This is a genomic window from Rossellomorea aquimaris TF-12, from assembly GCF_001648555.1.
Lineage (GTDB): Bacteria > Bacillota > Bacilli > Bacillales > Bacillaceae_B > Rossellomorea > Rossellomorea aquimaris.
The window spans coordinates 150411-172116 of the sequence record NZ_LQXM01000027.1; the positions used below are offsets into that span (position 1 = coordinate 150411).

Annotated in this window: 20 protein-coding genes and 1 tRNA gene; all 21 read right to left on the bottom strand. The window is 37.6% G+C overall.

The genetic code is table 11. The annotated features are described in order from the left end of the window. Window positions 1-723, bottom strand: a complete 723-nt coding sequence (locus tag IQI_RS10165) for an amino acid ABC transporter ATP-binding protein (protein WP_197489742.1) — start codon at window positions 721-723, stop codon at window positions 1-3. Between the two features lie 74 nt (window positions 724-797). After that, the gene (locus IQI_RS10170) at window positions 798-1445 is read right to left on the bottom strand and encodes an amino acid ABC transporter permease (protein WP_268874486.1); all 648 of its coding nucleotides are present in this window, start codon (window positions 1443-1445) and stop codon (window positions 798-800) included. Between the two features lie 107 nt (window positions 1446-1552). Further along, the gene (locus IQI_RS10175; RefSeq protein WP_156509874.1) at window positions 1553-2335 is read right to left on the bottom strand and encodes a transporter substrate-binding domain-containing protein; all 783 of its coding nucleotides are present in this window, start codon (window positions 2333-2335) and stop codon (window positions 1553-1555) included. Between the two features lie 275 nt (window positions 2336-2610). Then, complete coding sequence (gene yihA, locus IQI_RS10180; protein WP_064092530.1) at window positions 2611-3195, bottom strand: ribosome biogenesis GTP-binding protein YihA/YsxC; 585 nt, start codon at window positions 3193-3195, stop codon at window positions 2611-2613. Then, window positions 3192-5516 carry an endopeptidase La gene (lon, locus tag IQI_RS10185; RefSeq protein WP_064092531.1) on the bottom strand — a complete coding sequence of 775 codons (2325 nt, stop codon included), beginning with the start codon at window positions 5514-5516 and terminating at the stop codon, window positions 3192-3194. The genes yihA and lon overlap by 4 nt, the downstream gene beginning before the upstream one ends. A 158-nt stretch (window positions 5517-5674) precedes the next feature. Continuing rightward, window positions 5675-7333: an ATP-dependent protease LonB gene (gene lonB, locus IQI_RS10190; protein ID WP_064092532.1), complete on the bottom strand. Its 1659-nt coding sequence runs from the start codon at window positions 7331-7333 to the stop codon at window positions 5675-5677. A 658-nt stretch (window positions 7334-7991) separates the two neighbouring features. Then, the gene (gene clpX / locus IQI_RS10195; protein WP_064092533.1) at window positions 7992-9266 is read right to left on the bottom strand and encodes an ATP-dependent protease ATP-binding subunit ClpX; all 1275 of its coding nucleotides are present in this window, start codon (window positions 9264-9266) and stop codon (window positions 7992-7994) included. Between the two features lie 449 nt (window positions 9267-9715). Continuing rightward, entirely contained in the window at window positions 9716-11002 is a 1287-nt protein-coding gene (gene tig, locus IQI_RS10200; RefSeq protein ID WP_064092534.1) for a trigger factor, read from the bottom strand. Window positions 11003-11162: 160 nt separating this feature from the next. Further along, entirely contained in the window at window positions 11163-12167 is a 1005-nt protein-coding gene (locus tag IQI_RS10205; protein WP_064092535.1) for a tetratricopeptide repeat protein, read from the bottom strand. Between the two features lie 106 nt (window positions 12168-12273). Further along, window positions 12274-12350: transfer RNA gene (locus IQI_RS10210), tRNA-Arg, on the bottom strand. 165 nt (window positions 12351-12515) lie between these two features. Beyond that, on the bottom strand, window positions 12516-13025 hold the full coding sequence (locus IQI_RS10215; RefSeq protein ID WP_064092536.1) for a metallophosphoesterase: 510 nt from the start codon (window positions 13023-13025) through the stop codon (window positions 12516-12518). A gap of 11 nt (window positions 13026-13036) precedes the next feature. After that, entirely contained in the window at window positions 13037-13630 is a 594-nt protein-coding gene (locus IQI_RS10220) for an XTP/dITP diphosphatase (protein ID WP_064092537.1), read from the bottom strand. Between the two features lie 10 nt (window positions 13631-13640). Further along, a complete protein-coding gene (gene rph / locus IQI_RS10225) occupies window positions 13641-14381 on the bottom strand; it encodes a ribonuclease PH (RefSeq protein ID WP_064092538.1) in 741 nt (246 codons plus the stop codon). A gap of 129 nt (window positions 14382-14510) precedes the next feature. Next, a complete protein-coding gene (locus tag IQI_RS10230) occupies window positions 14511-15587 on the bottom strand; it encodes a GerMN domain-containing protein (protein WP_064092539.1) in 1077 nt (358 codons plus the stop codon). Window positions 15588-15718: 131 nt separating this feature from the next. After that, entirely contained in the window at window positions 15719-16513 is a 795-nt protein-coding gene (gene racE, locus IQI_RS10235; protein ID WP_064092540.1) for a glutamate racemase, read from the bottom strand. Between the two features lie 15 nt (window positions 16514-16528). Beyond that, window positions 16529-16981 (bottom strand): MarR family winged helix-turn-helix transcriptional regulator, encoded by a 453-nt coding sequence (locus IQI_RS10240; protein WP_064092541.1) that lies wholly within the window; start codon window positions 16979-16981, stop codon window positions 16529-16531. A gap of 269 nt (window positions 16982-17250) precedes the next feature. Continuing rightward, window positions 17251-17475, bottom strand: a complete 225-nt coding sequence (locus tag IQI_RS10245) for a helix-turn-helix domain-containing protein (RefSeq protein WP_064092542.1) — start codon at window positions 17473-17475, stop codon at window positions 17251-17253. A gap of 149 nt (window positions 17476-17624) precedes the next feature. After that, a complete protein-coding gene (locus tag IQI_RS10250) occupies window positions 17625-18089 on the bottom strand; it encodes an acyl-CoA thioesterase (protein ID WP_064092543.1) in 465 nt (154 codons plus the stop codon). Window positions 18090-18349: 260 nt separating this feature from the next. Beyond that, window positions 18350-19117 (bottom strand): succinate dehydrogenase iron-sulfur subunit, encoded by a 768-nt coding sequence (gene sdhB / locus IQI_RS10255; RefSeq protein ID WP_064092757.1) that lies wholly within the window; start codon window positions 19115-19117, stop codon window positions 18350-18352. Next, a complete protein-coding gene (gene sdhA / locus IQI_RS10260; RefSeq protein ID WP_064092544.1) occupies window positions 19117-20880 on the bottom strand; it encodes a succinate dehydrogenase flavoprotein subunit in 1764 nt (587 codons plus the stop codon). Before sdhA ends, sdhB begins: the two co-directional genes overlap by 1 nt. Before the next feature lie 72 nt (window positions 20881-20952). After that, complete coding sequence (locus IQI_RS10265) at window positions 20953-21561, bottom strand: succinate dehydrogenase cytochrome b558 subunit (protein ID WP_064092545.1); 609 nt, start codon at window positions 21559-21561, stop codon at window positions 20953-20955. Window positions 21562-21706 lie beyond the last annotated feature (145 nt).

Here is a 21706-nt window from a genome sequence, read left to right on the forward strand (position 1 = left end):
TTATAAAACAGAATCCAAAAATTCTTTTGTACGCTGTTCTTTTGGATTTGTGAACATTTCTTTAGGAGGTCCTACCTCCACAACTTTCCCGTCGTGCATGTACACAACCCAATCCGCTACTTCACGGGCAAACCCCATTTCATGGGTTACGACAATCATTGTCATTCCCTCTTCAGCAAGCTCCTTCATGGTAGCTAACACCTCTCCTACTAATTCAGGGTCAAGGGCTGAAGTAGGTTCATCAAATAACATAATGTCAGGCTTCATAGCCAGCGCACGCGCAATCGCGACACGCTGCTTTTGACCTCCTGACAACTTAGAAGGATAGACATTTTCTTTTTCAGCAAGCCCGACTTTTTTTAATAAAGACTGGGCGTCTTTTTTCGCATCTTTCTTAGAGACACCTTTTACGTAAATAGGTGCTTCCATCACATTTTCTAATACAGTCTTATGAGGGAATAGATAGAAGTGCTGAAACACCATGCCTACTTTTTGACGAATTTTATTGAGGTCATGAGTGTCCTGGTTTATTTCTTCCCCCTCAAAAATAACCTTTCCATCATCCTTCAATTCTAAAAAGTTCAAGCAACGAAGCAAAGTACTTTTACCTGATCCACTTGCTCCAATTAAACAAACAACATCACTTTCTTTTACACTAACATCGATATCCTTCAGGACATGCAGATCACCAAAGGATTTATTTAGTTTTTCTACTTTAATCATTTCTTGACTCAAGCACGATCCCTCCCGTAACGAAAGTAGCTTTCATAACAACTGTATGTGCCTGTCTTCCTCGGTTAGTCACTAACAGACATACGTTTTTCAATAATATTGACAATGGTAGAAAAGACAAGAACAAGTACTAAGTAGTAAATCGCAACCACAAGTAAATACGTCATATAATCAAAGTTATTTGAGCCTAATGTAGTAGCGACACTGAACAATTCAAACATGCCGATAAAGGAAGCAAGTGATGAATCCTTTAGGGCGATAATAAATTGATTTCCAAGTGGTGGAAGTGCTCTTCTAAATGCCTGTGGCAAGATAATTCTTCTCATTGAAAGACCTTGGGACATTCCTAGAGAACGACCTGCTTCCATTTGACCACGGTCGATGGATTGAATGGCCCCACGAAAAATCTCAGCGATATAGGCTCCATTGTGAAAGGCAAGCCCTAATACTACTGACCAGAAATCGGAAATATTTAGGGCAGTTAATCCGAAATAAAAGATAAAGATTTGAACAATCAATGGTGTACCACGAACAACAAAAATATATAAATCTGCCAGGATTTCTAACGGCTTTATTCTTGAAATTTTAAGAAAGGCAAAGAATAGACCAATGACAATGGCAATTAAAATAGATACAAAGGTTAATTGGAATGTTAATAACATCCCTTTTAGAAATACATCATATGTTCCAACAAAAGTTTCAAGAAAATGCACGTACTTCCCTCCAATCAACTACTTACAAGTCTTACTGACTTAATCAAGGTTTGATGAAAAAAAGCGAATGCGCATTCGAAGCACATTCGCTTTGTCTCATGCTGCCATTACTCTTTTTCCGGGTCGCTTGTAATATCTGTATTAAAATATTTTTCACTGATTTTCTTTAATGTTCCGTCTTCTCTTAATTTTTCCAAAGCGTTATTAATTTCCTCTAGTAAAGCTTCATTCTCTTTACTAACAGCAATGGCTTGTTCACTTCGTCCAATGAGTTCACGTGCTTCAAGATTTAATCCTGACGCGATTGCTTCCTTACCTGTTATAAAATCAGTAATTACGGCGTCATGTTTCCCGTTATTCAGAGCTTCAAGAGCGACAACATCACTGTCATATTGCTGAATGTTATCCGTTACTCCTTGAGCTGTTTCAGCGTAAGTAGATCCTTTTGATACAGCAATTTCCATACCATTAAGATCATCTAATGTTTCTACTTTACTATCTGGGCGAACAAAAATTTGTGGACCAGAATAATAGTAAGGTGTAGAGAATTTCACTTCTTTCAAACGATCCTCCGTAATCGTATGACTCGCAACAGCGGCATCAAAACGACCGGATTTTACTCCTTCTACAATTCCGGCAAATTTAAACTTTTTTTGTTCCGGTTCAAGTCCTAATTCTTTCGCTACTGCTTCCGCAACCTCAATATCAAAGCCTGACATGGTTCCATCATTGTTCGTCACACTAAAAGGTTTAAACTCTCCTGAAGCTGCATATACAAATTTACCTTCATCTACTAATTTAGCGCCACTTTCCGTTGTTGCTTTGTCTCCACATGCTGCAAGAAGCAGTACGGAAAGAACGAGTATACTTATACCTAACCACTTTTTCACGATCAATGTCCCCCTTGTATAGCTTGTAATATCTTTAATCTTTCACAATTGTATCAACAATAGAGAAAATTCTCAAAATTCATATCTCTCGATAATTGGATGTAATTTCCCATTTTTGTTACTGAAGCTCATTGAGCTTCCATTTAGATAGACATGCCTCTACATCCTTCCATTTCCTCCAATATCCATAGATAGCATAGTTCTATAAGCCCTGTTTTCCATTTTCACAAACTAAAAACGCTCCAATCGTTTAATACGATTAGAGCGTCCATTTGTTATTTATAATATGATTTAATGGCATCCCATGCTTTATCTTTTCCAAGTCCGGTTTCAGATGAAAATTTTATAAGATGATCGTCGCTATCCATATTCAACGTTTCTCTTGTTGCTTTCAAATGTTTTTCCCATTTCCCTTTTGGAATTTTATCTGCTTTCGTAGCAATGACAATACAGGACAACCCATAATGCTTTAGAAAATCATACATCATCACGTCGTCTTTTGAAGGTGGATGACGAAGATCAACAATTAACAATACAGCTTTTAATTGTTCACGGGATGTGATGTATGTTTCAATCATTTTCCCCCATGCCTCTCGTTCAGTCTTTGAGACTTTCGCAAATCCATAACCAGGTACATCCACATAATATAACGTTTCTTCTATTTTATAAAAATTCAAGGTTTGGGTTTTACCAGGCTTAGACGAAATCCTTGCCATGCTCTTACGACCAATCATCTTATTGATAAAAGATGATTTCCCTACATTTGATCGGCCAGCTAAGGCAAACTCCGGAAGATGATCCTCGGGATATTGCTCAGGCCTCACTGCACTTATAACTAATTCAACTTGATTTACTTTCACTTCTTTTCACCTACTAATGCTTTCTCTAAGACTTCATCAATATGGGAAGCAAGGATGAAAGTTAAATCTTCCCTTACACTTTCAGGAATATCATCAATATCCTTTTCATTATCCTTTGGAAGAATAATGGTTTTAATTCCAGCACGATGAGCACTTAATGTTTTTTCTTTTACTCCACCTATTGGAAGTACTCTCCCTCGAAGTGTCATTTCCCCAGTCATTCCTACCTCACGACTAACATATTTCCCTGTTAATGCTGAAACAATAGCCGTCGTAATCGTTATACCCGCTGATGGTCCATCCTTAGGAACAGCCCCTTCAGGTACGTGGATATGAATGTCTTGTTTCTCATAAAACCCTTCATCTATACCAAGGTCCTTTGCTTTTGAACGAACATAACTAAAAGCAGTTTGAGCTGATTCCTTCATAACGTCTCCTAGTTTACCCGTTAATACAAGCTTACCAGAACCAGGAGCTAATGAAACCTCTATTTGCAGAGTATCCCCACCAACCGTTGTATAAGCAAGACCAGTGGCAACCCCGATTTGATTTTCCGTTTCTGCTTGACCGTATCGGAATCGTTTTTTCCCTAAAAATTCATCTATGTTAGAGCTGGTGACTATTACACGTTTTTTATCGCCAGAAACGATAATTTTTGCTGTTTTCCTACAAAGAGCCGCTAACTGACGTTCCAAGCTACGAACTCCGGCTTCACGTGAATAATAACGTACGATGTCAATAATCGCTTCGTCTCTTACTTGAAGCTTGGATTTCGTTAATCCGTGTTCCTCTATCTGTTTAGGCAATAAGTGTTGTTTTGCAATGTTCACTTTTTCTAGTTCAGTGTATCCGGCAATCGTAATGATTTCCATCCGATCTCTTAATGGTCCAGGAATCGTAGACAAGTCATTGGCCGTTGCAATAAACATCACTTTCGATAAATCATAGGTTTCTTCAATATAGTGATCACTAAAAGTAGAATTTTGTTCAGGGTCCAGTACTTCAAGCATTGCAGAAGAAGGGTCTCCTCTGAAATCACTTGACATCTTGTCTATTTCATCCAATAAGAAAACTGGGTTAATGGTTCCTGCCTTCTTCATTCCACGAATGATTCTTCCCGGCATGGCCCCTACATACGTACGGCGATGTCCTCTAACCTCTGATTCATCTCGAACTCCACCTAATGATACCCGAACGAAGTTTCGTCCTAAGGATTCAGCTACGGAACGAGCCAAGCTTGTTTTCCCTACTCCTGGCGGTCCAGCAAGACAAAGGATAGGTCCTTTAAGAGACTTTGTTAATTGTTGAACAGCAAGATACTCTAAAACTCTTTCTTTTACTTTTTCAAGTCCATAGTGATCACGATTTAAAATCATTTCAGAACGTTTGATATCTAATTGATCTTCAGTTTCGGTTGACCAAGGTAAAGATACAAGCCACTCTATATAATTACGAATCACAGAGCTTTCAGCAGAACTTGAAGGAACCTTTTCATAACGGGCTAATTCCTTTAACGCTGTCAGTTCTACTTCTTCAGGCATATTGGCTTGTTCGATTTTAGATGTTAAATCTTCAACCTCACCCGTTTTTCCTTCTTTATCTCCAAGCTCTTTTTGAATGGCTTTCATTTGTTCTCTTAGGTAGTACTCTTTCTGAGTTCTTTCCATGGAACGCTTTACTCGCTGACCAATTTTCTTTTCTAAGCTTAATACTTCTTTTTCATTGTTAATGGTTTCAATCACCATTTGAAGGCGCTTTTTAATGTCTAGAGTTTCTAGTACCGCCTGCTTTTCCTTCATTTTCAACGGAAGGTGTGAAGCCACAATATCGGCTAGTCTCCCTGGTTCATCTATATCAGAAACAGTAGAATATGTTTCTGCAGATACTTTTTTTGATAATTTTATGTATTGCTCGAAATAATTTAATAAGGTTCTCATAAGAGCATCTGTTTCTGATTCTTTTTTCTCAGAATCTTTAAAGTCTTCAACCTCTACCTCATAGTATTCGTCTTCATCTGTAAATGAAGAAATGGAAGCTCGATTCAAGCCTTCTACAAGAACTCTTATAGTGCCATTTGGTAATTTCAGCATTTGCTTTACCTTTGTCAATGTTCCCATTTCATAAAAATCTTCTTGTGTCGGCTCATCTATATTCATATCTTTTTGAGTAGTTAAGAAAATTAAATGATCATCCATCATGGCTTTTTCTAAAGCTTGCACGGAGCGCTCACGTCCAACATCTAAATGTAAGACCATAGTTGGATAAACAAGCAAGCCTCTTAATGGAAGGAGGGGAACCGTTAATTTATTCTTTTTTGCCACATCTAACACCTCCAAAATTTGCTCTAAGCCTTTGTACAATTCTAACTTATTTACTAGGTAGTGTCTATTAAATAGGTATATACAACTTTAGCTTACACTTGTGTGTCTCCTCTGCTTCAAAAGCAAACCGATTCGGATAGACCCGAACCGGTCATATACTAAACACTTTTCTTATTTTCGGTTAATATTGTGTCTTTTTGAGCTATTGGCTCTTTAAGTAAAGCTAAGTCTAATACATCCTTAAACGTTTCCACCGGTATTACATCTATGCCTTCAATAGTCTTTAAAATCCCTTGCTGGTTCTCATATGGAATGATCGCTACGGTTGCACCGGCTATTTTTGCCGCTTTCACTTTAGGATAAACTCCTCCTACCGGTTTTACCATTCCATGTATACTGATTTCTCCTGTTAAAGCAAGATTGTGTTTTATGGGAATTCGATAGATGGCTGAGTATATCCCAAGGGCCATAGCAATACCGGCAGAAGGACCGTCAACAGGAATACCTCCTGGAAAATTCACATGAATATCGTATTGATCTGCCGGAACGCCCATAGAACGAAGAACGGTTATGACATTTTCGATTGATCCTTTAGCCATACTCTTTCTTCTAATGGATTTACTTCGATCTCCAATGCTTTCTTCTTCCACAATACCTGTTACATTAATTAAGCCCTTTTCAGAAGCCGGAATCACTGTCACTTCAATTTCTAATAGGGAACCTGTATTAGGACCGACTACGGCTAATCCATTTACAAGACCAATAGAAGCTTTTTCATTAATTTTCTTTTGATACCTCGGACTCAGTTGGCTTGATTGTATGATCCACTCTAATTCATGGTCCAGGATTTCATTACGATTTTCTGTTATGGCTACTCCAGCGGCGATTTGTACCATATTTACTGCTTCTCGACCATTTCGTGAGTATGTTGAAAGGATTTCAAGACCCTTTTCACTCAGTTGCATATTCACCTTATCTGCCGCTCTAGCTGCCACCTGTTTCACTTCATCCTGTTCTAGCTCTCTAAAGAAAACTTCCATGCATCTTGATCGAATAGCTGGTGGAATTTCGTTTGGAGTACGTGTAGTTGCCCCAATTAGGCGGAAATCTGCCGGAAGGCCATTTTTGAAAATATCATGTATATGATTGGGGATTTGATGATTTTCTTCATTATAATAAGCACTTTCCAAAAAGACTCTTCGATCTTCCAGGACCTTTAACAGTTTATTCATTTGAATAGGATGTAATTCACCAATTTCATCAATAAACAAAACTCCGCCATGAGCGTTTGTAACAGCTCCTTGCTTTGGCTGTGGAATCCCAGCCTGTCCCATTGCACCTGCCCCTTGATAAATAGGGTCATGTACTGATCCAATCAACGGGTCGGCAATTCCTCTTTCATCAAATCGGGCGGTTGTAGCATCCAGCTCAACAAATACGGCTGACTGACGAAAAGGGGATTTCATCATTTTTTTGGCTTCTTCTAAAACCAGCCGAGCTGCTGCTGTTTTCCCTACACCTGGTGGACCGTAAATAATAACGTGTTGTGGATTGGGGCTACACAAAGCCGCCTTTAGTGATTTAATTCCATCCTCTTGACCAATGATATCATCAAAACTAGATGGTCGAACCTTTTCAGCCAGAGGTTCCGTTAAGGATATGGATCTCATCTTTCTTAGCTCTTCCATTTCCTTTTTTGATTCACGGTCAATGGATACTTTTTGCGTTCGTTGGTTTTTTAATAAGTTCCAAAAATACAACCCAATGATGATCCCGAAGAATAACTGAATAAATAAAGCGATACTAGTAAAGCTCATTCTTCTCCCTCCAAGTAGATACATGTTGTTAACGGTTAGTATCTCCCTCACCATGTGGGAATAAACAAGGAAATTCGAAAAGCGGAAGGTACCTTGATCAGAGGCAATATGCGTAAAAAGAGTACATTGGTTAAGTCATAATTGATAGAACTTGTCATCATTTAAAACTTTACCGTAAGGTTTGTTTCTTAGGGTTTGTTGCTATTTTATCGAAGAAAATAATAGTTGATTTCCGCTGCAGGATACTCGCTTTCCGCGGGGCGGGCGGTTAGCTTCCTCAGCTTCGCCTGTGGGGTCTCACCTGTACCGCTATTCCCGCAGGAGTCGAGTACCTTCCGCTCCAACCAACTTTCGAAGCATGAGTTTTTTATTAAATACAATAAACATTTAAAAGCAGTTTTCCAAAAGAAAAAAGTGGTCGATTTAAGTTTCTATCTTAGAAAATCTGTATACTAAAAGATTTTTTCGACTTTTAAGCTCTGTCACGTAATTCCTTGTATATGGTGAGGGGAACTGCTAGACTTCTGAGGAAAAACGACCGTACGCTGGCTGCAAGCGAAGCGGTTCCTCTCACCATCTTGCACACACTGTTTGACATTGAAAAAACCTAATAAAAAAATCCTAGAATGAAAATTCATTCTAGGATTTTTGGCATTAATTATGCAGACGTTTTTGTTTCTTCATTCGGATCAATGATTGTGCCATCCTCTAACATTAAATGAGGTGCGGCATCATTCAGAATTGTCTCTTTTGTGATGATACATTTTTTAATGTCATCACGAGAAGGCAGGTCAAACATTACATCAAGCATCATCGTTTCGATAATTGATCGAAGACCACGAGCTCCTGTTTTACGCTCAATTGCTTTCTTCGAAATTTCGATTAATGCATCATCTGTAAATTCTAATTCTACGTCGTCTAGTTCAAGCATTTTTTGATATTGCTTTACTAGTGCATTTTTAGGTTTCGTTAGAATTTCTACTAATGCTTCTTCATCAAGTGGTTCAAGACTAGAAATAACAGGTAAACGACCGATGAATTCAGGAATTAAACCAAATCTTAATAAATCTTCTGGAACTACTTTAGTAAGTAGAGATTTTTCTTCCTTCACATCGGCTTTTTTTGGATCAGATCCAAACCCGATTACTTTTTGTCCTAAACGACGCTTAATAATTTGTTCAATACCATCAAAGGCACCACCACAGATGAATAGAACATTTGATGTATCGATTTGAATAAATTCTTGATGAGGGTGCTTACGTCCACCTTGAGGAGGAACACTTGCTACTGTACCTTCAAGAATTTTTAGAAGCGCTTGCTGAACACCTTCACCAGAAACATCTCTAGTAATAGAAGGATTCTCAGATTTTCTTGCTACCTTATCGATTTCATCGATGTAAATGATTCCTTTTTCTGCTTTTTCTACATCGTAATCAGCAGCTTGAATTAATTTTAGTAAAATGTTTTCCACATCTTCACCAACGTATCCTGCCTCTGTTAAAGAAGTAGCATCTGCAATAGCAAATGGAACGTTTAGTATACGTGCTAAAGTTTGTGCAAGTAATGTTTTACCACTACCAGTTGGTCCGATCATAGCGATATTACTTTTAGATAGTTCAACGTCATCTACTTTGCTACTGGAGTTGATACGTTTGTAGTGGTTATAAACAGCCACAGCCAGGGATTTTTTTGCCTGGTCTTGGCCAATGACATACTCATCCAAAATCTCTCTGATTTCACGAGGTTTCGGTACATCCTTAAATTCAACTTCTTCTTCTGTACCCAGCTCTTCTTCTACAATCTCAGTACATAGCTCAATACATTCATCACATATATATACACCTGGACCTGCGACTAATTTACGTACTTGATCTTGTGTTTTACCACAAAAAGAACACTTTAACTGTCCTTTTTCATCATTAAATTTAAACAATGATTTTCACCCCTTAGTTAAAACTTCATTAAATTGTGTACTATTTCCTAAAAACGAACGTTTCCTTACAATATACTTACCATCAAGTTATGTACTGCATTTTATCATAATATATGTTGGCAATGAAATTGATACGATTCTATAAGAATTATCTTATTATGTAACACGTTTTTTAGCAAATATTTTAATTCGCTACTATTTTTATGGTATCCATTTTACGTAAGTAGATGTAAGGAAACTTATGTATTGAATAATATAAAAAACAAACCCTGTTTACTAAGGTTTATCCAAAAAAGATGGTTCTTATTCTTCTTATAAAACGAAACTATATTCACTAAATGTAGAGTCTACGATATAGACCTATTTACTTTTTATAAAGTAAGATGAATTTTCATTTGAATTTTTTAAAAACAAGGCACGAAATAAATCGCGCCTTGTTTCTATTTTAATTATGCTACAGTTTTGCTGTTTTCAACAAGGAATTCTACTGCTTTACGAACTTTAAGGTCCGCTTTAAGAGTATCAAGTCCACCTAATGCTTGTTTGATGTTGTCTACAGACATATTGTATTGTTCAGCCATTTTGCTTACTTCTTCTTCAGCTTCTTCATCTGTTACTTCAAGATTTTCAGCAATAGAAATAGCTTCTAATGTTAGGTTCGTACGAACGCGTTTTCCAGCATCTTCTTTCATTTGACCACGAAGATCTTCTTCTGTTTGACCAGAGAATTGGAAGTAAAGCTCTAAGTTCATACCTTGCATTTGAAGACGTTGTTCAAATTCTTGCATCATACGATCAACTTCGCTGTTAACCATTACTTCAGGAATTTCAACTTCTGCATTTTCAGATGCTTTTTCTACTAGTGTTTCACGAACTGCTGTTTCTGCTTCAGTCTTTTTAGACTCTTTAAGACGATTTTCGATTTTTTCTTTAAGTGCTGCTAATGTTTCTACTTCTTCATCAGCATCTTTTGCAAATTCGTCATCTAAAGCTGGAAGTTCTTTAGTTTTGATTTCGTGAATTTTCACTTTAAACGTTGCTGGTTTACCAGCAAGCTCAGCTGCATGGTATTCTTCTGGGAAAGATACTTCTACTTCTTTCTCTTCGCCCGTTTCAACACCAACTAGTTGCTCTTCAAAACCTGGAATGAATTGACCAGAACCAAGTTCAAGAGAGTAGTTCTCTGCTTGGCCGCCTTCGAATGCTTCACCGTCAACGAATCCTTCGAAATCCATTGTTACTGTATCGCCTTCTTCAGCTTTGCCTTCTTCTTTCACTACAAGCTCAGCTTGTTTTTCTTGAAGTGCTGTAAGTTCTGCTTGAACATCTTCAGCAGTTACTTCTGTTTCTACTTTTTCAACTTCTAAGCCTTTGTACTCACCAAGTTTAACTTCTGGTTTCACTTGTACTTTAGCAGTGAAGATTAAATCTTTTCCTTGCTCCATTTGCTCAACATCGATTTCTGGACGATCGATAGGATCGATTCCTGTTTCTTCAATCGCTTTAGCATAAGCTTCTGGCAAAATGAAGTCTAAAGCATCTTGGTATAATGATTCAACACCAAAACGTTTTTCAAACATTCCACGAGGCATTTTCCCTTTACGGAATCCTGGTACATTTACTTGTTTTACAACCTTTTTAAAAGCAGCGTCTAAACCTTCGTTTACTTTTGCAGCTTCTACTTCAATTGTAAGAACTCCTTGATTTCCTTCTTGCTTTTCCCATTTTGCTGACATACTATTCCCTCCAACAATCTATATTTGATCGATTTTTTTTACGCATAGTAGTAGATAGTCCCGTATGAAATCTAGCACTATCATCGTAAATATATAAAAAACTTTTACATTGCAACCATTATATTATAACATACAGCGGCTTTCTTTCAACAGAGAGCACTTAAATAGTAGGAGAGGAAATTTCCTCTAGCTCCTTTAATTTATGAAGAATCGGCTCACAATCAGGATTTCCCTCGATATGTTCCCTTAATTCATCTTCAAGAACGGTATCTGAAAACATACTTGCAGTATAAAACCCATACACAATAGCCAAATCTTCTTGCTTTCCTTGTAAAGGAAATGGATACATGAGAAACGAATGACGCTTATATAGTTCTAAAACGTGCTGAAGCAATGTAGGATTTCTCTGCTGTAGTAAGTCCTCTATTTCACTTACTGTTTCTGTGAAAATTTCTGATTCAAACATATCCTGAAGTGTTGAAGGACGAACAACTTCCTGTTTCTTTAACTTTGAAACCACCACTTCTTTTTCAATCCCATGTTCTCTGAATACATTTAATATCATCGTTTGCAGGAACGGATGTGCGTCAGAATCCTTTAAAATCAATTCTAATTCCAATAAAAACGGTCGAATGTTCCGGTGAACAAGTTCTGCAACAAGTATAGTTTGCTCTTCAAGACTTTTACCTTTTAATATAGAAGTCTGTTGCACGATTTCTTTTGATGAAGGCAACGGCTCTTTTCCGTTTAATACTTTTTCACTGAAGTGAAGTAATTTTTTGAAATGATCTTCTTTTTCGAAAGGAACTTCCTTTTCGTCAAATAATGCATGAATCGTCTCGACTACCTCAGTATGTTGATGAAGTTGAATCAGAATCATTATATACATATCAACAACTTCAAAATAATCACCAATTCCTTCAAGGAGCATTTCTTTACAAATAGTTTTTGCTTGCTCATACTCTTTACCTTCATAGAGGGATAAGACTAGGGCTGTATTAATGTCAGGGTTTTCTGGATCTAATTCATAAGCTTGTGTCAGGAGCTCAGAAGATACATGGATATCTCCTTTTTCTAATGCTTGAACACCCTTTTCCAAAAGCCTGTCCTTTAATCCAGGAAAATAAACGATTTTTCCATTACTGTTTTGGTTTTCCTTCGTCATATACGTACCTGCCTATACTTTTTAGTTGATAATAGTTTAGCATTTTATTTCTTATATAACAAAAAAAGCTTACCTTTGGAAGGTAAGCTTAAAGTATGTAGGTTAATGGCGTCCCAGGAGAGATTCGAACTCCCGACCGACGGCTTAGAAGGCCGTTGCTCTATCCTGCTGAGCTACTGGGACTTGATTTGTTTTTTAAGGACAATACTTATTATATTCACATAGCATTAAGATGTCAACAGGTTTTAGAACTTTTTTTAAAACTATATTCATATGAAAAACACTTAACTTACAATGGAATCACTAACAAAATGAAAAGGGCTCATTCATGAGCCCTTTTCATTCATGTTAAATAGTAAACACTTGTGTCAAATCATCCATCACTTCATGCTCATGTGTCAAAAATGTAACGGTTATCTTGTTTTCCATAACTTCCACCATTGCATACGTTCGCTCCTGTCTTCCACGAGGTAATCGTATACTTCCAGGATTTAAAAATAGAGTACCATTACTCATTTCAGCCCCTAAAGTGTGAGAGTGACCAAAGAAAACAAACTTAGCTCCTACTTCTTCAGCCTTGTAACGTAACTTCATTAAAGACATTTTTATTCCATAAAGATGTCCATGAGTGACGAGAATCGGATTCCCTTTAACATTCTCAACTAGATTTTCAGGGAATCGTGTATCCATATCACAGTTACCACGGACTGATAGATAGGAGGAGATCGCTTCATCATCAGCATTAAGCTCTGAATCACCACAATGGATCATTGCATCTACTTCAGAATAGTACCTGTTGGAAAGCTCCTCAATTTCTTCTGTTGAGCCATGACTGTCACTAACGATTAATAGTTTCATTATCCTCACCCTTAAATAAAGTCTGAGATTCTTTCCCTTAATTGTTTTAGGGCATTCCCACGGTGACTAATACTGCTTTTTTCTTCGGGAGTTAATTGCGCCATTGTCTTGTTAAGGGAAGGAACAAAAAAGATTGGATCATATCCAAATCCATTGTCTCCTCTTTTTTCGTTTAAAATGCGTCCTTCACAAGTACCTGTTACGGTTTCTGTTTTGATTCCAGGTCCGGCAATTGCCAATACACAGTGAAACCTAGCTGTACGGTCAGCATCTTTAACCGATTCTAATTCATCTAATACTTTTACCATATTCCTTTCGTCACTCTTGTCTTCCCCTGCATAACGAGCTGAGTAAACCCCAGGACGACCATCTAAAGCATCAATGGATAAACCCGAATCATCGGCAATAACTAAAGCTCTTAATTCCTGAGCTACGGTTTCTGCTTTAAGAATGGCATTTTCTTCAAATGTTACACCTGTTTCTTCTACATCCTCAATTTGAGGCAGGTCTAGTAATGTTTGTACCTCATATCCATATGGAGCAAACATTTGCTGAAATTCTTTTGCTTTCCCCTTATTTTTCGTGGCAATGATTACTTTTTTCATCAATCTAACCTCATCCCTTTATTCTTTCTGCTATTTCTCCTAATGCTTCCTTCTGTATTTGAAATAACTCTTGAATTCCATCTTGACCAAGCTTTAACATTTCATGTAGCTGATCGATGGTAAATGTAGCTTCTTCTCCAGTACCTTGAAGTTCTACAAATTCACCTTCACCAGTCATGATGATATTCATATCAACCTGCGCACTACTATCTTCAATATAATTCAAATCGAGAACCGCTCCGTGATCTTCCACAATTCCAACACTTGTAGCTGCCAGGAAGCTCTTTAAGGGAAATGACGAAATCTTTTTATTATCCTGTAGTTTAGCAACGGCAATACTCATGGCAATGAACGCTCCCGTAATGGAAGCCGTACGCGTTCCACCATCAGCTTGGATGACATCACAATCAATCCAAATGGTTCGTTCACCAAGAGCGTCCAAATCAACAACCGCTCTCAAAGCTCGTCCAATTAAACGTTGAATTTCCATCGTTCTTCCTGATACTTTCCCTTTAGATGATTCACGGATATTTCTCGTATCTGTTGCTCTTGGCAGCATAGAATATTCTGCTGTGATCCACCCTTTTCCACTATTTCTCATAAATGGAGGAACTCGTTCTTCAATACTTGCATTACAAATAACTTTTGTATCTCCAACCGTAATTAAAACAGATCCTTCTGGATGCTTTACATATTCTGTTTGTATGTCTACTGATCGTAATTGATTTACTTGTCTTCCATCTGTTCTCATGCTTTTCCCTCCTATAATAGTGAAGCACTTCATTTTGTTATGTAAAAGATTCCTATCAAAAAGATAAGAGGCGGCAGTATGCCAACCTCTCTTCATTGATTCTATAATAGTATATCAAAAAATTGATATTTAAAAACTAATTGAGTTCACTTTTTCTGGTCTTGTTACCGGCTCCGTAATTGTTTCACCATCTTTAGAAACAATTGTTGCTTCCCCATTCACAAGGATGGACACCCCTTTGATTCCCTTTTGTTCAGTTAAAGATAGGACAAGTGAATTTAACATATGTTCCGATACCATTTTTTCTTCCAAACTTCCATAAACTGCTTCATTAAAATTTAATGTAACCGTTCCATCTTTAAGTTCAGGATCGTCTAATAGCTCGGCACCCGTAAAGTCACTTACTAGTGAAGAAGAGTAGCCTGGTCCATCAATTAATTCTTGAACAACTGCTTTCACTTCATCAACAGAGTTTGAGCTGACTCGCTTTGTAACAGGCACATAATAGGTTTTATCATCGGTTTGTGACACATAGTAAACCGTTAAAGGTTTCGTACTCGTTGGATCAACTACTCCCGAAGTGTCAATGTTAATCCCTACTTTTCTTGTTAAGCCCTCTTCATCTATTGGTGTCCCATTAACAGGCATTTCATTCAAAGGATATCCGTTTACTTGTATCTCCACTTTTTCAACAGAATCAAACTGGGTTAACGTCCAAGTAATAGATTGGAGAATTTTTTGTTCATCCTCTGGTTGATAATGATTAAATTCCGGTGAAAAATCAGCTACTGCCGTACCATCTTTAATATCCACTGTCACTTGAGTATCTGGAGGCAGGACAGCTCTAAATCCATTCGGTAATACATTTTCAACCGGGCCGTTTACAACAAGATATTCAAGCGCCTGTTTCGCTACACTTTCATTATTTGGAAGAGGTAACGATTGTGATACGACATATCCATTTTTATCAATTAAGTAAAGCTCTGTCATCACCGTAAGTGCAGCGTCTTCCTGGTTGCTTACTGTGTCATCCCCTTCGTTCCCCTCTTTAGCTGTATCAACTTTTTCCCCTTCTTTTAAGTAAGAGACATCTTGAGGAGGATCAATCTTTTCTTTATCACCAAAACTAAGTAACCCGCAACCTGAAAGATATACTGAAGATGCTAATACTGTTACAGCAATTGACACTTTCGCTTTCTTTGCCATTCCGGTAACCTCCTAAAAGACAGTTTGTACTATATGTATACGAGCCTTTTAAAAAAATAGACCGAAACTTTGAGAAAAAATTGACAAACCTTCCTCTTTCCACAAAAAAACCATCCGACATAGACCAAAGTCTATAATCGAATGGTTTCTGCTTGGACATCTCCAATGGCTAACCAATCAGATGCAATTTCTGAAAACATGTAAGAAGAGCCCGTTGTAAAAAAACGATGAGAAGGTAGCTGAATTCCTCTATATAGTAGATTATAATAATCTAAAATTGTACTAACCTCTCGTGCAGTCTCATCACCAGAGCTAATTACGCTTACCTCTGACCCCATAAATGCTTGAATTTTCCCTTGTAAAAGTGGATAGTGGGTACAACCTAATATCAATGTATCCAAATCAAGATTCTTTATTGGAGTCAGGGTTTCTTTTACGATAGAATCTGCCATGCTGCTATTGTACTCGCCACTTTCTACTAAAGGGACAAATTTAGGACACGACAGAGACGAAACCTCGAGGCTTCCATGTAGAGAATGAAGAGCTTCCACATAGGCACCGCTATTAATCGTTCCAACAGTTCCTAAAACACCAATCTTTTTGTTCACTGTATGCTTAATTGCCGCCCTTGCTCCTGGATGAATAACTCCTATAACAGGGAGATCCAAATGGGTTTGTATTTCATCTAACACAACAGCAGTAGCAGTGTTGCAAGCAATAATCAGCATTTTTATATCATATTGTAATAGATACTCCGTCATTTCCCATGTGAATTTCTTCACTTCTTCAGCTGTTCGAGGACCATAAGGACAACGAGCCGTGTCTCCTAAGTAATAAATCGTTTCTTTCGGTAATTGTCTCATTACTTCTTTTGCGACCGTTAAGCCCCCAACTCCTGAATCAATGATGCCAATTGGTTGAATCACAATATTCCCTCATTCTTATTTCATTTCTTGGTGAAGTTTTGCTAAATTATCTTTCAATAATAACACTTCAGTCTCTGAGAAGTCTTTCAATACACTTTGTAAATAATCTTGTCTTTTATTGATTACTTCTTCAATGATTCTTTCGCCTTCTTTAAGCATATGGATACGTACTACACGGCGATCGTTTTCGTCTTTCACACGTTCAACTAACTGATGCTTCTCCATTCTATCCACCAAATCAGTCGTGGTGCTGCAGGCAAGATACATTTTATTCGACAAATCTCCAATTGTCATATCTCCATATTCAAATAACCACTGAAGTGCAATGAATTGAGGGGGGGTAATCGTATATTGACTGAGGATTTCTCGACCCTTTTGTTTAATTATTGAGGATATGTATCGTAAGTCTTTTTCAATATCTGCAACTACTTGTATATCACTAGTAGATGGGGTTTTAGAATGCGTCATGTTTACTCTCCTTTTTCAAATCACAGAAACTTATTTTTATCAAAGATAGCGTAAATTACCTCGCTATTATCTTCCATTTCTAATACATTCATGGCAATACCATTCTATCACACTTTGTCCTACTAGCATTTTCACCTTTTTTCACTAAAAATTCAAGATAGTAAATAACCCTTTTCACTAAAAGAGACTGACTCTCATCCAAACACTAAAAGGCATCAGAGGAATGAAACCAGTTAAAGTTTGTGTGAATAAGAATCAGTCCCTTACATTTAAAGCTTGAGTTCCCCCATGCGAAGAAGCTCTACTACAGCTTGAGATCGCCCCTTCACTCCAAGCTTTTGCATGGCGTTGGAAATGTGATTTCGAACTGTTTTTTCACTAATAAATAAATCACTAGCAATTTCTTTAGTTGTTTTGTCTTGAACTAACAGTTCGAATACTTCTTTTTCTCTTTTGGTGAGCAACGGTTTGTGTGTATAATCATTGTCCTTCAATTATGGTAACCCTCCTTGCCTTCGCCAGCTTTAAACCGCGGGGATGGGTATTGTTGGTCGTCAGAATATAATATGTGAAGGTAAGGTTTAGAGTGACATAGAGGAGGAGGTAAATTTAAAAATAGGCAATATTTATGGCACACCCATGTTTAGCTAGAGACAATTGAACGACAATCGAGCTTAGATCTCATCTCTTCCGTCCACGAAACACCTTTTCCATTCTTCTTTGAAATTTGAACCATAGTCCCTCTACCTACAAAGCATATCTCTTCTTTTTCATCCATCCCCATATAATGTAAATCCACAGATGAATTTCCAACACTATTTGCCTTAACATAGACTTTCAGTTTTTGATCAAAAAATACTTGTTTAACAAAATCACACTGTAAATCTGCTACAACTGGAATGGTTTCATGATCTGCCCTTACCCAATTCTGCATAAAGCCTTTACTTTTAAAGAATTCAATTCTTGCTTCCTCAAAATATGTGAATGGAATTGTATTGTTTAAATGACCAAACATATCCGTTTCTGAAAATCGAACTTTAATTGGAAGGGAAAAAGAAAATTCTTTTTTCCATGTAGCTATATCTTTAATGTATGTAATATGTTTCAATTTGGCTCCTCCTTTTAATAAAAGTAATAAATGAATGAAGATTCATTCTTTTTTTGATAATTATATACGTTTTAGTTGGATTTAGGAACCATTAGACAGAAAAAAGCGATAACTTTTTACTATGTATGCCTGATGGATAAGGAAAGGAATAATTAATCGAGCATTAGTAAATGCTCAAACCTACAAGAAGACAGCCTTTATAAACATCAAAAAAAGCACTTTCTTATATAAGAAAGTGCTTTTTAGAAATGAAGGAATTATTAATCTACCATATGGTCGCTTCCAAAGAAATTTTTAAACATTTGGAAGGTCGTTTCACGGTTTAATGCTGCAATAGAAGTTGTCAAAGGAATTCCTTTAGGACAAGATTGCACACAGTTTTGAGAATTACCACAGTTGGCAAGTCCACCGTCTCCCATAATTGACTCTAAACGCTCATCTTGGTTCATAGCACCCGTTGGATGTGCATTAAAGAGACGAACTTGTGATAGTGGTGCTGGCCCAATGAAATCTGAATTACTGTTTACATTTGGACACGCTTCTAAACATACACCGCATGTCATACATTTTGAAAGTTCATACGCCCACTGACGTTTCTTCTCAGGCATACGTGGTCCTGGACCAAGATCATAGGTTCCATCGATCGGAATCCATGCTTTCACTTTCTTTAAGCTGTCAAACATACGGCTACGGTCCACTTGTAAATCACGGACTACCGGGAATGTTTTCATAGGCTCTAAACGAATTGGTTGCTCTAATTGATCAACTAAAGCTGTACAAGATTGTCTCGGCTTACCGTTGATGACCATAGAACATGCTCCACAAACTTCTTCTAAACAGTTCATGTCCCAATTGATAGGTGTTGTTTCTTCCCCTTTAGCATTCACTGGATTACGACGAATTTCCATAAGAGCGGAAATAACATTCATATTCGGACGGTAATCTAGCTCAAACTCTTCTTGGAAAGGGGCTGTTTCAGGACTGTCTTGACGAGTAATAATAAAACGCACTCTTTTGTTTTCACTCATCATTTATTTCCCCCTTTGCTCTTAGAATAGTCACGCTCACGTGGTGGAATCAACGAAGTGTCAACTTCTTCATAATGGAATTCAGGTGTATTTGTAGCACTATTGTATTTTGCCATTGTTGTTTTCAAGAATTCTTCGTCATTACGTTTTGGGAAATCAGGCTTGTAATGAGCTCCACGGCTTTCATTACGATTAAGTGCCCCAATAGTAATAACACGAGCTAGCTGAAGCATGTTCCAAAGCTGACGTGTAAACATTGCCCCTTGGTTACTCCATTTAGCTGTATCATGAATGTTGATGTTTTGATAACGCTCCATCAACTCAAGAATTTTTTCATCCGTTTGCTTAAGCTTGTCATTATGGCGAACAACCGTTACATTGTCAGTCATCCATTCCCCAAGCTCTTTATGAATGACATACGCATTTTCCGTACCATTCATAGACATAATATTGTTCCATTTTTCTTCTTCCTGCTTCACATAGCGGTCAAATAAAGAAGAAGGAACAGATTCAACTGTTTTTTCTAATCCGTTGATGTATTTGATTGCATTTGGTCCTGCAACCATACCACCATAGATTGCAGAAAGTAATGAGTTAGCTCCTAAACGGTTTCCACCATGTTGAGAGTAATCACACTCACCAGCCGCAAATAGACCTGGTATATTGGTCATTTGATCATAATCAACCCATAATCCACCCATTGAATAGTGAACTGCAGGGAAGATTTTCATTGGAACCTTACGAGGGTCATCACCCATGAATTTTTCATAAATCTCAATAATTCCACCAAGCTTAATGTCAAGCTCCTTAGAATCTTTATGAGATAAATCTAGGTATACCATGTTTTCACCGTTTATACCCAGTTTCTGATTTACACATACATCGAAAATCTCACGTGTCGCGATATCACGAGGTACAAGATTTCCATATGCAGGATACTTTTCTTCAAGGAAGTACCAAGGCTTACCATCTTTGTAAGTCCAAACACGTCCACCCTCACCACGAGCTGACTCACTCATGAGACGAAGCTTGTCATCTCCTGGAATGGCCGTTGGATGAATTTGAATAAATTCACCATTGGAATAATAAGCCCCTTGTTGATAAACGATAGATGCTGCTGATCCAGTATTGATTACAGAGTTAGTGGATTTACCAAAGATAATTCCAGGTCCACCTGTAGCCATAATGACTGCATCTGCGGCGAAGGATTTAATCTCCATAGTTTGAAGGTTTTGTGCAACGATTCCCCTCGCTACTCCCTCGTCATCAATGACGACTCCGAGGAATTCCCATCCTTCAAATTTATTTACTAATCCTGCAACTTCATGACGACGCACTTGCTCGTCTAAAGCGTATAATAATTGTTGACCCGTGGTCGCCCCTGCAAAGGCTGTACGGTGATGTTGTGTTCCACCAAATCGACGGAAGTCAAGCAATCCTTCAGGAGTACGATTAAACATAACTCCCATACGATCTAATAAGTGAATGATTCCCGGTGCTGCTTCTGTCATTGCTTTTACCGGTGGTTGATTTGCTAAGAAATCTCCACCATACACTGTGTCGTCAAAATGTTCCCAAGGAGAATCTCCTTCTCCTTTTGTATTAACGGCTCCGTTAATACCACCTTGAGCACATACAGAGTGAGAACGTTTAACAGGTACTAATGAAAATAAATCTACTTCCGCTCCTACTTCTGCTGCTTTAATTGTGGCCATCAAGCCGGCTAATCCACCACCGACTACGATGATTTTGCCCTTACTCATCGTGACTCACTCCTTTTCCTACCAAAGTTCCCATACTATTTCTTATCTATTAGACTTGTATATTGATTGTGCTTATACGAAAGCGAAAATGGCGCGCATACCAACAAAAGATAACGCAACAAAAATTCCAATCGTAACGTATGTAGCAATTAATTGAGAACGAGGTGAAACTGTAATTCCCCAGCTTACACAGAAAGACCAAAGGCCATTTGCAAAGTGGAAAATCGTTGAAAGTACACCTAGAACATAGAATGTTAACATCAATGGATTAGCTAAAATGTTTTCCATCATTTGAAAATTCACTTCAGCTCCAAATGCCGCTGCTACTCTCGTTTCCCAAATATGCCATGTAACGAAAAGAAACGTAATGACTCCAGTTACACGTTGAAGTAAGAACATCCAGTTACGGAAATAGCCAAATTTAGTAGCATTGTTCTTTGAAGTGAAAGCAATGTAAATTCCATAGATTGCATGGAAGTACAATGGAAGGAAGATAATGAAAATTTCAAGGAAATAACGGAAAGGTAAACTCTCCATAAAATGCGCCGCTTGATTAAATGATTCTTCCCCACCTGTGGCAAAATGATTCACGACTAAATGTTGCGTTAAAAATAATCCAACTGGAATAACACCTAGTAATGAATGAAGCCTACGATAATTAAATTCTCGATTTCCAGCCATGATTTACCCCCCTTAATCATAAAATATGAATTCGTTTTCTAATGCTTTTATTTTCACTAGACGACGATACATACTTTATATTGTAACAATAATGTGACATGTTCATTTTACTCTCAAGGAGTGGAAGCGTCAAGAAAACGTATAC

What these genes read in the sequence shown, in the direction of transcription:
- IQI_RS10165 (WP_197489742.1), bottom strand. Translation starts at nt 723, where the DNA reads ATGATTAAAGTAGAAAAACTAAATAAATCCTTTGGTGATCTGCATGTC.
- lonB (WP_064092532.1), bottom strand. Translation starts at nt 7,333, where the DNA reads ATGAGCTTTACTAGTATCGCTTTATTTATTCAGTTATTCTTCGGGATC.
- tig (WP_064092534.1), bottom strand. Translation starts at nt 11,002, where the DNA reads ATGTCAGCAAAATGGGAAAAGCAAGAAGGAAATCAAGGAGTTCTTACA.
- IQI_RS10205 (WP_064092535.1), bottom strand. Translation starts at nt 12,167, where the DNA reads ATGACGAAGGAAAACCAAAACAGTAATGGAAAAATCGTTTATTTTCCT.
- IQI_RS10215 (WP_064092536.1), bottom strand. Translation starts at nt 13,025, where the DNA reads ATGAAACTATTAATCGTTAGTGACAGTCATGGCTCAACAGAAGAAATT.
- IQI_RS10220 (WP_064092537.1), bottom strand. Translation starts at nt 13,630, where the DNA reads ATGAAAAAAGTAATCATTGCCACGAAAAATAAGGGGAAAGCAAAAGAA.
- rph (WP_064092538.1), bottom strand. Translation starts at nt 14,381, where the DNA reads ATGAGAACAGATGGAAGACAAGTAAATCAATTACGATCAGTAGACATA.
- IQI_RS10230 (WP_064092539.1), bottom strand. Translation starts at nt 15,587, where the DNA reads ATGGCAAAGAAAGCGAAAGTGTCAATTGCTGTAACAGTATTAGCATCT.
- IQI_RS10240 (WP_064092541.1), bottom strand. Translation starts at nt 16,981, where the DNA reads ATGACGCATTCTAAAACCCCATCTACTAGTGATATACAAGTAGTTGCA.
- sdhB (WP_064092757.1), bottom strand. Translation starts at nt 19,117, where the DNA reads ATGAGTGAAAACAAAAGAGTGCGTTTTATTATTACTCGTCAAGACAGT.
- sdhA (WP_064092544.1), bottom strand. Translation starts at nt 20,880, where the DNA reads ATGAGTAAGGGCAAAATCATCGTAGTCGGTGGTGGATTAGCCGGCTTG.
- IQI_RS10265 (WP_064092545.1), bottom strand. Translation starts at nt 21,561, where the DNA reads ATGGCTGGAAATCGAGAATTTAATTATCGTAGGCTTCATTCATTACTA.